Raw genomic sequence first — 11630 nt, 5'->3', positions numbered from 1 at the left:
CGGCCATGCACGACGCCGGCACGGGGACCTTGCGCTGCGCCCCTGCCCTGTGGCCTCACCCCGGAGCCACCTCCAGCACATAGGATGTCCGGAGGAAAATGTTTGCCCGCGTCGAAGCCGGGCCCCACCGGAATGGAATCCGCCTCATGCCCCAGTTTGATTTGCCCCTTGAGGAACTGCAAGGGTACTCCTCGACCCTCACGGAGCCTGCGGACTTTGACAGCTACTGGGATGACACCCTGGCCCAGGCCCGCACCTTTGACCTGGCCCCCAGCTATGTGCCGGCAGAGAACCTGCTCACGGTCATTGACAGCTTTGACGTGGCTTTTTCCGGTTACGGCGGGGACCGCATCAAGGCGTGGCTGCATCTTCCCGCCAACCGCACGCCCGGCGCAAAGCTGCCCGTGGTGGTGCAGTACGTGGGCTATTCCGGGGGCCGCGGCCTCATTCAGCAGGACACCGCCTGGGCGCAGGCCGGCTACGCACACTTCATCATGGACACCCGCGGCCAGGGCTACGGCGGGATCCTGGGGGAGACCCCGGATCCGCACCTGTCCGCCGGCGATGTGGCCCATCCCGGTCTGATGACCCGCGGCATTGCCAGCCGGGAAAGCTACTACTACCGCCGCGTCTACGTCGACGCCTTCCGCGCCATTGAGGCCGCGCAACAGCATCCCGGGGTGGATGCCGGCAAGGTCATTTTGGCGGGCATCAGCCAGGGCGGAGGTTTGGCCATTGCCGCCTCCGGATTGGCTGCCGGTCGGCTCGACGGCGTCATCGCCACCCTGAGCGACGTTCCCTTCCTGCAGGATTTTCCCCGCGCCATTGACCTGGCCGTCAGGGGGCCGTACCCGGAAATCGCGAACTTCCTGCAACGCCACCGCCACCGGCATGGGCAGGTGCTCGAAGTGCTCAATTATTACGACGGCGTGCACCTTGCCAGCCGCTGCACGGCCCCGGCGCTTTATTCGGCCGCCGGCAGGGACGACATTTGCCCGCCGTCCACCGTCTACGCCTCCTACAACGCCTACGGGTCCAAATCGGGACGGAACCCGGCTAAAAACATCGAGTTTTACCCTTTCAACAACCATGAGGGCGGGCAGGAGCACCACCGGGTGGAACAGCTGCATTACCTGGCCAATTTGCTGGCTGGCTGATTATCTGCCTATGGTGTGGGCATGACAAACCGTTGGTATGCGTATTTTTCGTTGGCTCTGGAGGGGCCCGCGTCTCACTGACACGCATCCAATTTTCCTTCAGAGCCCACAGGACAGAGAAATTTTTCTCTGTCCTTCGCCATTTCCGGCGGGCTTCTGAGAAGGGGGTCCGCCATCAGCCCAGCTAAGGACCCCGCCCCATGAGCATCACCGCAGCCAGCCCCGCAGCCAATCCAGCCAATCCAGCCAATCCAGCCAATACCGCCAATTTACGCATCAGCCAGTTCACCTCGCTGCCCTCACCGGCGCAACTGCTGGCGCAGCTGCCCTTGGACGCGCAGCTGGCAGGCGTCGTCGAACGGGGACGGGAGGAGGTCCGGGCCATTTTGGATGGTGTGGACGACAGGCTCCTGGTGGTGGTGGGGCCCTGCTCCATTCATGACACCCGCGCCGGCCTGGACTACGCCCGCCGCCTGGCTGCAGTGGCTGCGGCGCATGAGGAGGATCTGCTCATTGTGATGCGCGCCTACTTTGAAAAGCCGCGCACCACCGTTGGCTGGAAGGGCCTGATCAACGATCCGGCCCTGGACGGCAGCCACGATGTGGGGGCAGGGCTGCACCTGGCCCGGACCTTCCTGCGTGACGTGGCCGCCCTGGGGCTGCCCACTGCCACGGAGTTCCTGGAGCCCATCAGCCCGCAGTACACCGCCGACCTCATCTCCTGGGGTGCCATTGGCGCCAGAACCACCGAAAGTCAGATCCACCGTCAATTAAGCTCGGGCTTGTCCATGCCGGTGGGATTCAAGAACGGCACCGATGGTGATCTGCAGGTGGCACTTGACGCCTGCAATGCCGCCGGCGCGGCGCAGTCCTTCCTCGGGATCGACGCCGACGGCCGGGCGGCACTGGTCAGCACGGCCGGGAACAGGGACGCGCACGTGATCCTGCGTGGGGGACGCAAGGGGCCCAACTACCGGGCCGGGGACGTGGCGCAGGCGGCAGGCCTTGCCGCTGCGGCTGGCGTCAACCCGCGACTCATTGTGGACGCCAGCCATGCCAACTCCGGCAAAAGCCATCACCGCCAGGCCGAAGTGGCGCTGGACATTGCCGCGCAGCTGGAGTCCGCTGACACCTCGGCCCACACCATTGCCGGGGTCATGCTGGAGAGCTTCCTGGTGGGTGGGGCGCAGGGCCTGAACGTTCAGGAGGTCGCTGCCGGCACCGCCAATCTGGTGTACGGCCAAAGCGTGACGGATGCCTGCATGGACTGGGGCATCACCGTGGAGGTGCTGGGCAAATTGGCGCAGGCGTCCCGCACGCGCCGCACCGCCGCCAGCTAGTTCCGGCGAAAACGGTGGTGAACCCCGCGCCCCGTCGCGGGACGGGCGTGGTGCAGGGCACAGAAGGCCAGGGACGGCCCGGTTCGGTGCATACAGGGTAAAGGCGGTACCCTAGGAAAGATCCATTTTCGGCTTTGACCGATTCCTGCGATCGGTCGACCTAATCGTTTACGGCCTCTTCGAGGCTGTTCTATGCAGTTTGTGAGGAACTTTCATGGGTTCAGTAGTCAAGAAGCGCCGCAAGAGGATGTCCAAGAAGAAGCACCGCAAGCAGCTTCGCAAGACACGCCACCAGCGTCGCAATAAGAAGTAGAACTTCTTATTGCGTAAAGCACCCGTTCACCCTTTGCCGGGTGGGCGGGTGTTTTTGTTGCGGCCGGTGGGGAGCCGCCGCAGTCAGCGCCTGCGCATCATGGATACGCCGCGCCACAAACCATAGACGACGCCGGCACCCGTGGCGGCCCGCAAACCCCAGGTGGCGGCCCGCCGGCCTGAACGGAAGTCGTAGATGGGCCAGTTGTTGTCCCTGGCGTGCCGGCGCAGCTGCCCGTCGGGGTTGATGGCCACCGGGTGGCCCACCGCCATGAGCAGGGGGATGTCATTAAAGGAGTCGCTGTAGGCCCAGCAGCGCTTTAAATCCAGTCCCTGCGCCAGGGCCAGTTCCTTCACGGCGCGGCCCTTTGCGGCACCGTGCAGAATTTCCCCCACGAGGCGCCCGGTGTAGTGTCCGTCCTCAATTTCGGCCACAGTCCCCAGCGCACCGGTGAGGTTCAGGCGCTCGGCCATCACCCCGGCGACCTCAACGGGAGTGGCAGTCACCAGCCACACCTGACGCCCGGTGCTTAGGTGTTCATCGGCCAGGGCCTTGGTTCCGGGCCAGATTTTGGAGGCGATCATCTCGTCGTAGACCTCGCCGCCAATTTCGCGAATGAACTCGGCGCTGATGCCGGCGGCCAGTTTTTGGGCGGAATCCTGAATGGAATGGACATCACTCATGTTCTCGCCGCGCAGGATGAACTTGGCTTGTTTCCAGGCAAAACCCGCTGCGTCGTGGAGCGTAAAGGCACGCTTTTGGTACATTTTGCGGGCCACATGGAACAGGCTTGCGCCCTCCATCATGGTGTTGTCCACGTCGAAGAAAGCCGCCTCGCCAAGGTGCTGCACAGTAGTCGAGGAGGTCTCGGCTCTGTCAAGGATCGCGTCGGGCATGCAACGAGTCTAGTCAATGCATGCCCCTGTGCCCGCCACCGGCTGCGGCGGGGGGACTGTGGGGAAACTTTCGTTGGCGTACCGTTGCAGGCATGGATCCTTTGCCTTCCCAGCCCGTCCCGCCGGCAACTTCTCCCACGGTGCAGTTGCTGACCAAAGCCGGCTGCCACCTCTGCGAGAACGCCCGGACCGTGGTGGCCCAGGTCAGTGGCGAGCTGGGGCTGGCGTGGGATGAAGTGGACATTGCCCAGGATGCGCAGCTGGGGGCCCGCTATGGGGAGGAAATCCCCGTGGTGCTGGTGGACGGCGTGCCCCGGGACTTTTGGCACATTGATCCGGAGCGTCTGCGCGCCATTTTGACGTCCCTGGGCGGCGGGCACTAGTCGTGGCGCGTCTTGCTTTTGGCACTGAACCGCCCACGACTTAGAGTTGAGGCAGACCCTGGCGGGCGTGTTGACGCCCTCGTGAAGTCATTGCGAGCGGCCGTGGCCTGAGAAGGTGGAGAGTGATTTAATGGCACTGCAGACATCGCAGGAGGGCAAGGCCCAGCCCGGCCCCGAGCTGCCGCCTGCAACGGTCTCACGCTTGACCCTGTACCTGCGCACCTTGAATGCCCTGCTCGCTGAGGGCGCGGTGAGCGTGTCCTCCGAAGCGCTGGCCGAATCAGCCGGCGTCGGCTCCGCCAACGTCCGCAAGGACCTGTCCCACTTGGGCTCCTACGGCACCCGCGGGGTGGGCTATGACGTGGCAACCCTGAGCCGGCGCATTGTCCAGGCCCTGGGATTGACCCAGGAATGGCGGGTTGCCATTGTGGGGGCCGGCAACCTGGGCCGTGCCCTGGCCCGCTACGCAGGATTTGAATCCCGCGGTTTCCACGTCGCTGCGCTGCTGGACGCCGACCAAATGGTGGTGGGCACCGAAATTGGCTGGCTGCGCGTCAGCGATGTGGCCAATTTGGAGTCGGTGCTCAAGTCCACGCGGGCCAATATGGTGGTTTTGGCCCTGCCCGCAGCCGTGGCACAGTCCATCTGCGACCGGGTGGTGGCGGCCGGGGTCCACAGCATCCTCAGCTTCGCTCCCGTGGCCCTGAGCACCCCGGAGCATGTGAACCTGCGCAAGGTGGACATGGCCACGGAACTGCAGATCCTTGCCTATCATGCCCAGCGGATGCAGGAAACGGTCCTGGAACAGGAACGCCCCGGCGCCTGACTGCTGCGGCGGGGCGTTGGGTCTGGTTCAGGGCAGTGTCACGGCATCAGCGCCCGCCGCGGCGGGACTTTTCTGCGGCAAAGAACTCCTTGGCGGGGGAGCGGTAGAGCAGGAAAACCCCCACCAGCCCCAACAGGATCTGCGCAATGGCCAGGGGGTTGGGCTGCACCAAAAAGGTGATGGACAAGATGCCCAGCACCAGCGCGGTGGTGCGTGCCCAGCCTGCTCCGCGGCGGATGGCCCGGGCCAGCCAAAAGTAAACCACGGCCATGGCCAGGCTGATGACAAAGGCCACCACGAGTGCGGCATTGACCAGTGCCGGGTCCGCGTAGGCGTCGGCCATGGCGGGGGTGGCGGCCATGCTGCTTTGCAGCACCTCGATCACGGAGGCCTTCAACGTGGGCACGAACAGCACTGCGAGCAGCGCAATCACCGACATTGCCTGGATGACGCCGGCAAGCATGATCAGCCGGGCGCCGGTGAGGACCTTGCCTGGAATGGCTGCGGGCATGGTTGACGTGCCGGGCTGGCCGCCGCCAAAGCCGGGGTAGGAGGGGGCAGGAGCAATGTTCCGCCCCGCCAGGGCCGCCTTTTGCGCGTCCTGGATTTCCTGCGGCGGCTCCCAGCCTGCCGGGGCGTATTGACCGTACCGCGGGACGCCGGGAGCAATTTCACCGTAACTGGAGTCAATGGCGGGACGCTCTGGTGATTCTTCACCGGGGGTGGTCATGACTGCTGCTCCCTCACTCCTGTTGGACCTTGCACGGCAGACGGGCTGCACCGCCTGGGACGCAGGCAATGCGCTGCCTGGCGCCTGCGGCTTTCCTTAAACCCTACGCGACCTCCCGCGCGCCCGCTGCCGTGCCGGGTGAAGAGGTGCCCTGGCGTGCCGGGAGCCGGCGGGAATGCACAAAAAATGCCGGCCCGCACACAGGTGCGGACCGGCATTTTGCTTACCCCGGCGGCGTTTTAGGCCAGCGGGCCGCGGCGGGTGCTGACTAGGCTGCCTTGACGAAGGCCACGTCCAAGGTGATGGTGACCTTGTCCGAGACCAGCACGCCGCCGGCCTCCAGCGCTGCGTTCCAGGTCAGGCCGAATTCCTTGCGGCTGATGACTGTCTTGGCTTCGAAGCCGGCGCGGGTGGCGCCGAAGGGGTCAACGGCCACGCCGTTGAATTCGCCCTTGAAGGTCACGGTCTGGGTGACGCCGTGGATGGTGAGCTCACCGGTGAGTTCGAAGTCTTCGCTGTCACCGGAGATGCCAGTGGAGGAAAAGGTCAGGGTGGGGAACGTCTCGACGTCCAGGAAGTCGGCACCCTTGACGTGGCCGTCGCGGCCTGCGTCGCCGGAGTTGAAGCTGGCTGCCTGGATGGTGGCGGTGACGGAGGAGTCGGACAGGGTCGCGCCGAGGGTGAGTTCGCCGGCAATGTCGGTGAACTGGCCGCGGACCTTGGAGATGCCCGCGTGGCGGACGACGAAGCCCACCGTGCTGTGTGAGGCGTCGAGGTTCCAGGTGCCCTGGGCGAGTCCGGTTGATTCAATGGTGATTGCTGACATGGGAATGCTCCTTGAATTGTTTTCCTACACGATGGCAGGATCTCCGTGGTGGTGATCCTTCACAGGGCATAAGCATGCGTTTGCATCTAATATTCCCTGCTGGCTGAAAAACTTTTGAATCCCTGGATTAACCCCTTGCTGTGCAACTTTGAGAAACTGGTTCCCATGTCCCCTGTAACTGTTCACCTCCTGCGCCACGGCGAGGTTTTTAACCCCGATGGCGTGCTCTATGGCCGGCTCCCTGAATTCCACCTTTCCGAACGCGGCCAGGCCATGGCGGTGATGGTGGCCGAGCACTTCCGGGAAATTCAAAACAACGGCGGCGGCGCCCCCGTTTATTTGGTGGCCTCCCCGCTCACCCGGGCCCAGGAAACAGCCCAGCCCCTGGCCACCGCGCTGGGGCTGGAAATCGTCACCGACCCGCGCATCATTGAGGCGGAAAACCACTTTGAGGGGATGAAGGTCAACCGCGCGGAACTGCGCAGGCCACGGCACTGGCGCCACTTCACCAATCCTTTGCGGCCCTCCTGGGGGGAGCCGTACGCAGCCCAGGCTCAACGCATGCTCGAGGCGGCGCGGGATGCCCGGCGTCGTGCGTATGAATTGGGCGGGGACGGCGCGCAGGCCGTCATGGTCAGCCACCAGCTGCCCATCTGGTCCACGCGGCGCAGCGCCGAGGGCAGGCGCCTGTGGCACGATCCCCGCAACAGGGAATGCACGCTGGCCTCGCTCACCTCTCTGAGCTTTGAAGGCGATGACATTGTGGGGGTCAACTACAGTGAACCGGCCGCGGCGCTGCTCCCCGGCGCGGCCACCACCCCCGGCGCATGAGGCCCGCGCACACAGCTGACAATCAGCTATTCGACGTAGCGTAGAACATAATGCCATGTCTGCGCCTGCGCGATGGCTTCAAGATATGAGAAATGAAAGACTGGCCTTGAATTCCTCGATGAGCCGCAGATCGTTTTTTGCCGCCGGTGGCGCCGTCATGGCCTTTGCCCTGGCTGCCTGCACCAGCGATGACCCGCTGGCCCAACAGGCCAATGCGGGAGACAACAAAAACTACATTGCCGGCGACGGCTCCGTCACCGAGTTCGGCGCCGCCGACAGGATGGCTCCGGTGGAGTTCAAGGCCACCTTGTTCACTGGGGAAACGGTGGATTCGGCGGACTTTGCCGGCCAGGTGACGGTGTTGAACTTTTGGTACGCCGCCTGCGCCCCATGCCGCCTGGAGGCCCCCGATCTGCAAGCCCTCCACATGGAATTCGCGCCACAGGGCGCACAATTCTTGGGCGTGAACGTCCGCGATGAGAAGGCCACCGCGGAGGCGTTTGAACGCAACTTTGGCCTGGACTACCCCAGCATTGTGGACAAGGACGGCGGCGTGCTGCTGGCCATGACCAAGTTCGTGCCGCCGTCGGCCGTCCCCACCACCTTGGTGCTGGACAAGCAGGGACGGGTGTCGGCCAGGGTTTTGGGCGTCGCGGAAAAGGGCACGCTGAAGGCCCTGCTCACCAGCGCGCTCGCGGAAGCCTGAGGGCATCTCCGGGCCATGAACAATCCCTTTGCTGAGACTGTGCTCAGCGGCTCCATGCTGCTGGCGATGCCCGTGGCCCTCCTGGCCGGGCTGGTCTCCTTTTTGTCCCCCTGCGTCCTGCCCCTGGTCCCTGGCTATTTGGGTTATGTCAGCGGACTCAGTGGTGCGGATTTGCAGGATCAGCGCCGTGGCCGGATGTTCGCCGGCATTGCCCTCTTTGTGCTGGGCTTTTCCGTGGTGTTCGTCTTGATGGGTGCCGTTTTTGGCCAACTCGGTGCCTGGCTCATGGGCCCGGACGCCGCCTGGGTGACGCAGCTGCTGGGTCTGGTGGTGATGGTGATGGGCTTTGTGTTCCTGGGCGGCCGGGGCTGGTTCCAGGGCGAGGCAAAAATCCATGCGAAACCACCGGCGGGACTGTGGGGTGCGCCCATTCTGGGCGTAACCTTTGGACTGGGCTGGGCGCCCTGCATTGGCCCCACTTTCAGCGCCGTGCAGCTGCTGGCGTTTTCCGGCGGCGCCAATGCCTACAGGGGCGCATTTTTGACCTTTGTGTACTGCCTGGGGCTGGGTCTGCCCTTTTTGTTCATTGCCCTCGGCGCCCGCAAGGGGCTCGGCGCCCTGGCGTTCTTCCGCAGGCATCGGCGCGGACTGCAGTACTTTGGCGGCGGCATGTTGATCGTGTTGGGCCTGCTCATGGTCTCGGGCCTGTGGGGGAGCTGGATCAACGAGTTGCAGTCGTGGTTCGCCAATGAAGTGAGATTGCCCATCTAATGAAAGAGACAGCGGTGGAAGAAGCCACAAAGCAAGCTCCCCCAGCTGCTGCCGGAGGTACCTCCGGCAGCAGCGTCACCCTGCCGCAGCTGGGCTTCACCGGCATGCTTCGTTGGGCTTGGCGGCAGCTCACCAGCATGCGCACGGCGCTGTTGCTGCTGCTGCTGCTGGCGGTGGCGGCAGTGCCCGGTTCCTTGTTCCCGCAGCGGCCTTCGGCGCCGTCGGAAGTGACGCAGTACTTGAAGGACAACCCCACCTCGGGGCCCATCATGGACTGGTTCAAGCTCTTTGACGTCTACTCCTCACCGTGGTTCGCGGCCATTTACCTGCTGCTGTTCACCTCCCTGGTGGGGTGCGTGCTGCCCCGGGCCAAGATCCACTGGAAAGCCATGCGCTCGGCGCCGCCGCGCACGCCCCGGCGCCTGTCCCAGCTTGCCGAATACGGCACGGTGGAGATTCCCGCCGGCAGCGGCATTGACGCGCATGCGGCGGTCAAGGACGCCGCGGCCATCCTCAAATCCCGCCGGTACCGCGTGGACATCCGAGACCTGGACGGCGAACGCCCGTCCGTGGGGGCGGAAATCGGCTTCCTGAAGGAAGTGGGCAATCTGGTGTTCCACACCGCCATGATTGGCATTCTGGGTGCCGTGGCCATCAGCGGATTGTTTGGCTACAGCGGGCAGCGCGTGCTGGTCGAGGGTGAAACGTTCGTCAACACCCTCTCCGGCTACGACACCTTCACCCCCGGCGCCAGTTTTGCCGAGGACAGGTTGAGCCCGTACTCGGCGCAGCTGGACCGGCTGGTGGTCAAATATGACAGGTCCACCACTGCCCACTACGGCCAGCCCCTGGACTTCAACGCCACCCTGTCCTTGAAGGAGGGCTCCGGCGCCGAAGCGCAGACGCGGACGCTGAAGGTCAATGAACCCGTGTCGGTGGGTGGCACCAATCTGTACCTGGTGGGCAACGGCTACGCGCCCATCGTGACCATCAAGGACGGGGAGGGCAATGTTGCCTTCCAGGGCCCGGTCATCACCATTCCCACCGACGGCGCCTACACCTCGCTCATGGTGATCAAGGTCCCCGACGCCAAGCCCAATCAGCTGGGCTTTGTGGGCTTCTTTTTGCCCACGGCACTCGTTGACGAACAGGGCGTGGCGTTCGGATCCGACCCGGACCCCTTCAACCCGCAGCTGAACCTGAACGCCTACACGGGGGACCTTGGCCTTGACAGCGGGGTGCCCCGCAATGTCTTCACGCTCGACACCTCGGGAATGACTGAAATCAACTCCCGGAACCTTGACAGCGGCGGCATTACCCTGGCCCCGGGGCAAAGCTACACGTTGCCGGAGGGCAATGGAACCATCAGCTTTGACGGCATCAAGCGCTTTGCCGCCCTGGACATCCGCCACGACCCGGGCCAGGTGTACGTGCTGGTGTTCACAATCCTGGCCATTGCCGGTCTCATCGCCTCGTTGTTCCTGAACAGGCGCCGGGTCTGGGTCCGCACGGGCAACCACCCCGACGGACGCACCATGGTGGAGTTTGGCCTGCTGGCCCGCGGTGAGGACCACCGCCTCGCCGGCGAGTACAACGCCATTAACAAGGCTTTGCAGGCCAAGTGGCTGGTGGCAACACCGGCAACGGGGCAAAATGGAGAACAATCACCAACCACCGACGGCTCCGTACGGACGTCAGCAAGTAAGGACCAGTAATGTCAGAGATCAATGAAGGCTTTGCCCTGCTCAGTGAGCAGCTCATGCTCGTTGCCGGGCTGGCCTACGCCGTGGCCTTGGGCGCCTATGTCTGGGACCTGGTGACGTTCAGCCAAACAGTCAAAAAGGGCATGGCCGACGCTGACACCGCGGCAGCCTTCGCACGTTCGGACACCGCCCTGGTGGGTGCATCCGCCGGTGCGGCCTCCTCCGCTGCGCAGGGCCTGGGGGCAGGTCCCCAGGGGCGGGCAGCACGCCCCAGCAGCAAGACCCATGGCGGTTCCGACGGCGTGACGGCCGGCGACACCATGCGCTACGGCGGGAAAAAGCGCACCGTGGCCCGGGTGGCCGTGGCGCTGACGGTGGTGGCAGTGGTGGTCCAGGGCCTGGCCGTGTTGTTCCGTGGCTTGGCGGCAGGGCGCGTGCCGTGGGGCAATATGTACGAATTCTGCACCACCGGCTCCTTCACAGTGGCCCTGGTGTTCCTGCTGGTCCTCAGCCGCCGGGATCTGCGCTTTTTGGGAACCTTTGTGGTGAGCCTGGTGCTGTTGATGATTGTGGCGGCGTCGGTGTCCTTCTGGACACCCGTGGGCCATCTGGTCCCGGCCCTGCAAAGCTACTGGATAGTCATTCACGTCTCCATTGCGGTGCTGTCCTCGGCGCTGTTCACCATCACCTTTGCCATGTCGGTGCTGCAGCTGATCCAGTCCCGCCGCGAGGCGGCCCTTGCCGCCGGAAAAAAGGACAAGGCGCCGGTGATGCGTCTGGTGCCCAACGCCCTGAGCCTGGAAAACCTGGCCTACCGGATCAATGGGATCGCCTTTGTGGGCTGGACCCTGACGGTGATGTTCGGTGCCATCTGGGCTGAAAAGGCCTGGGGCCGCTTCTGGGGATGGGACACCAAGGAAGTGTGGTCGTTTGTGATCTGGGTGGTCTACGCCGGCTACCTGCACGCCCGCGCCACCAAGGGCTGGACCGGAACCCGCGCGGCCTGGCTGTCGATTGTGGGCTACCTTTGCGTCATCTTCAACTTCACCATTGTGAACATGTACTTCTCCGGCCTGCACTCCTACGCCGGGGTCTAGGCGGGCCACACACAAAAGGCGCGTGCCGGCGTCGTACTTGTTGGGTACGAC

General features: G+C 64.4%; 13 protein-coding genes. 10 read left to right on the top strand and 3 right to left on the bottom strand.

Annotated features, from left to right (window positions below):
• Nucleotides 1-146 precede the first annotated feature (146 nt).
• The 3 genes from ACFUCV_RS12330 to ACFUCV_RS12320 all read left to right on the top strand — a co-directional run bounded on the left by ACFUCV_RS12330 (nucleotide 147) and on the right by ACFUCV_RS12320 (nucleotide 2810).
• Complete coding sequence (locus ACFUCV_RS12330) at nucleotides 147-1157, top strand: acetylxylan esterase (RefSeq protein WP_380816096.1); 1011 nt, start codon at nucleotides 147-149, stop codon at nucleotides 1155-1157.
• A 200-nt stretch (nucleotides 1158-1357) separates the two neighbouring features.
• Nucleotides 1358-2497: a 3-deoxy-7-phosphoheptulonate synthase gene (locus ACFUCV_RS12325; protein ID WP_380816094.1), complete on the top strand. Its 1140-nt coding sequence runs from the start codon at nucleotides 1358-1360 to the stop codon at nucleotides 2495-2497.
• A 214-nt stretch (nucleotides 2498-2711) separates the two neighbouring features.
• Nucleotides 2712-2810 carry a 30S ribosomal protein bS22 gene (locus tag ACFUCV_RS12320; protein ID WP_074712200.1) on the top strand — a complete coding sequence of 33 codons (99 nt, stop codon included), beginning with the start codon at nucleotides 2712-2714 and terminating at the stop codon, nucleotides 2808-2810.
• Between the two features lie 83 nt (nucleotides 2811-2893).
• Here the strand turns inward: ACFUCV_RS12320 and ACFUCV_RS12315 are convergent, their stop codons facing one another.
• Nucleotides 2894-3706: an HAD family hydrolase gene (locus ACFUCV_RS12315; RefSeq protein WP_380816090.1), complete on the bottom strand. Its 813-nt coding sequence runs from the start codon at nucleotides 3704-3706 to the stop codon at nucleotides 2894-2896.
• Nucleotides 3707-3798: 92 nt separating this feature from the next.
• Here ACFUCV_RS12315 and ACFUCV_RS12310 point away from each other — a divergent pair, with 92 nt between their 5' ends.
• Nucleotides 3799-4089: a glutaredoxin family protein gene (locus ACFUCV_RS12310; RefSeq protein WP_380816086.1), complete on the top strand. Its 291-nt coding sequence runs from the start codon at nucleotides 3799-3801 to the stop codon at nucleotides 4087-4089.
• Between the two features lie 130 nt (nucleotides 4090-4219).
• Nucleotides 4220-4915: a redox-sensing transcriptional repressor Rex gene (locus ACFUCV_RS12305; RefSeq protein ID WP_380816082.1), complete on the top strand. Its 696-nt coding sequence runs from the start codon at nucleotides 4220-4222 to the stop codon at nucleotides 4913-4915.
• A gap of 46 nt (nucleotides 4916-4961) precedes the next feature.
• Here ACFUCV_RS12305 and ACFUCV_RS12300 read toward each other — a convergent pair whose 3' ends face one another.
• Both ACFUCV_RS12300 and ACFUCV_RS12295 read right to left on the bottom strand, forming a co-directional pair.
• Nucleotides 4962-5645 carry a hypothetical protein gene (locus ACFUCV_RS12300; RefSeq protein WP_380816080.1) on the bottom strand — a complete coding sequence of 228 codons (684 nt, stop codon included), beginning with the start codon at nucleotides 5643-5645 and terminating at the stop codon, nucleotides 4962-4964.
• 268 nt (nucleotides 5646-5913) lie between these two features.
• The gene (locus ACFUCV_RS12295; protein ID WP_380816078.1) at nucleotides 5914-6471 is read right to left on the bottom strand and encodes a YceI family protein; all 558 of its coding nucleotides are present in this window, start codon (nucleotides 6469-6471) and stop codon (nucleotides 5914-5916) included.
• A 165-nt stretch (nucleotides 6472-6636) separates the two neighbouring features.
• On the opposite strand from ACFUCV_RS12295, the gene ACFUCV_RS12290 reads away from it, so the two are divergent.
• The 5 genes from ACFUCV_RS12290 to ccsB all read left to right on the top strand — a co-directional run bounded on the left by ACFUCV_RS12290 (nucleotide 6637) and on the right by ccsB (nucleotide 11579).
• Entirely contained in the window at nucleotides 6637-7302 is a 666-nt protein-coding gene (locus tag ACFUCV_RS12290) for a histidine phosphatase family protein (protein ID WP_380816077.1), read from the top strand.
• A gap of 118 nt (nucleotides 7303-7420) precedes the next feature.
• The gene (locus tag ACFUCV_RS12285) at nucleotides 7421-8008 is read left to right on the top strand and encodes a TlpA family protein disulfide reductase (protein WP_380816074.1); all 588 of its coding nucleotides are present in this window, start codon (nucleotides 7421-7423) and stop codon (nucleotides 8006-8008) included.
• A 15-nt stretch (nucleotides 8009-8023) separates the two neighbouring features.
• Nucleotides 8024-8779: a cytochrome c biogenesis CcdA family protein gene (locus tag ACFUCV_RS12280; RefSeq protein ID WP_380816072.1), complete on the top strand. Its 756-nt coding sequence runs from the start codon at nucleotides 8024-8026 to the stop codon at nucleotides 8777-8779.
• Nucleotides 8779-10494, top strand: a complete 1716-nt coding sequence (locus ACFUCV_RS12275) for a cytochrome c biogenesis protein ResB (RefSeq protein ID WP_380816070.1) — start codon at nucleotides 8779-8781, stop codon at nucleotides 10492-10494. Before ACFUCV_RS12280 ends, ACFUCV_RS12275 begins: the two co-directional genes overlap by 1 nt.
• Nucleotides 10494-11579 (top strand): c-type cytochrome biogenesis protein CcsB, encoded by a 1086-nt coding sequence (gene ccsB, locus ACFUCV_RS12270; RefSeq protein WP_380816068.1) that lies wholly within the window; start codon nucleotides 10494-10496, stop codon nucleotides 11577-11579. Before ACFUCV_RS12275 ends, ccsB begins: the two co-directional genes overlap by 1 nt.
• The last annotated feature ends 51 nt before the right edge of the window (nucleotides 11580-11630 follow it).

Origin of the sequence: Specibacter sp. NPDC057265, assembly GCF_042668835.1 — a bacterium.
Lineage (GTDB): Bacteria > Actinomycetota > Actinomycetes > Actinomycetales > Micrococcaceae > Specibacter.
Note: the sequence above shows the minus strand (reverse complement) of the source record. Positions and strands in the feature narration are given on the sequence as shown.

Excerpts from the sequence above, each read along its gene's own strand:
- ACFUCV_RS12290 (WP_380816077.1), top strand. The coding sequence starts at position 6,637 with ATGTCCCCTGTAACTGTTCACCTCCTGCGCCACGGCGAGGTTTTTAAC.
- ACFUCV_RS12280 (WP_380816072.1), top strand. The coding sequence starts at position 8,024 with ATGAACAATCCCTTTGCTGAGACTGTGCTCAGCGGCTCCATGCTGCTG.
- ACFUCV_RS12285 (WP_380816074.1), top strand. The coding sequence starts at position 7,421 with ATGAGCCGCAGATCGTTTTTTGCCGCCGGTGGCGCCGTCATGGCCTTT.
- ACFUCV_RS12310 (WP_380816086.1), top strand. The coding sequence starts at position 3,799 with ATGGATCCTTTGCCTTCCCAGCCCGTCCCGCCGGCAACTTCTCCCACG.
- ACFUCV_RS12320 (WP_074712200.1), top strand. The coding sequence starts at position 2,712 with ATGGGTTCAGTAGTCAAGAAGCGCCGCAAGAGGATGTCCAAGAAGAAG.
- ACFUCV_RS12330 (WP_380816096.1), top strand. The coding sequence starts at position 147 with ATGCCCCAGTTTGATTTGCCCCTTGAGGAACTGCAAGGGTACTCCTCG.
- ACFUCV_RS12275 (WP_380816070.1), top strand. The coding sequence starts at position 8,779 with ATGAAAGAGACAGCGGTGGAAGAAGCCACAAAGCAAGCTCCCCCAGCT.
- ACFUCV_RS12305 (WP_380816082.1), top strand. The coding sequence starts at position 4,220 with ATGGCACTGCAGACATCGCAGGAGGGCAAGGCCCAGCCCGGCCCCGAG.
- ACFUCV_RS12325 (WP_380816094.1), top strand. The coding sequence starts at position 1,358 with ATGAGCATCACCGCAGCCAGCCCCGCAGCCAATCCAGCCAATCCAGCC.
- ccsB (WP_380816068.1), top strand. The coding sequence starts at position 10,494 with ATGTCAGAGATCAATGAAGGCTTTGCCCTGCTCAGTGAGCAGCTCATG.
- ACFUCV_RS12315 (WP_380816090.1), bottom strand. The coding sequence starts at position 3,706 with ATGCCCGACGCGATCCTTGACAGAGCCGAGACCTCCTCGACTACTGTG.
- ACFUCV_RS12300 (WP_380816080.1), bottom strand. The coding sequence starts at position 5,645 with ATGACCACCCCCGGTGAAGAATCACCAGAGCGTCCCGCCATTGACTCC.
- ACFUCV_RS12295 (WP_380816078.1), bottom strand. The coding sequence starts at position 6,471 with ATGTCAGCAATCACCATTGAATCAACCGGACTCGCCCAGGGCACCTGG.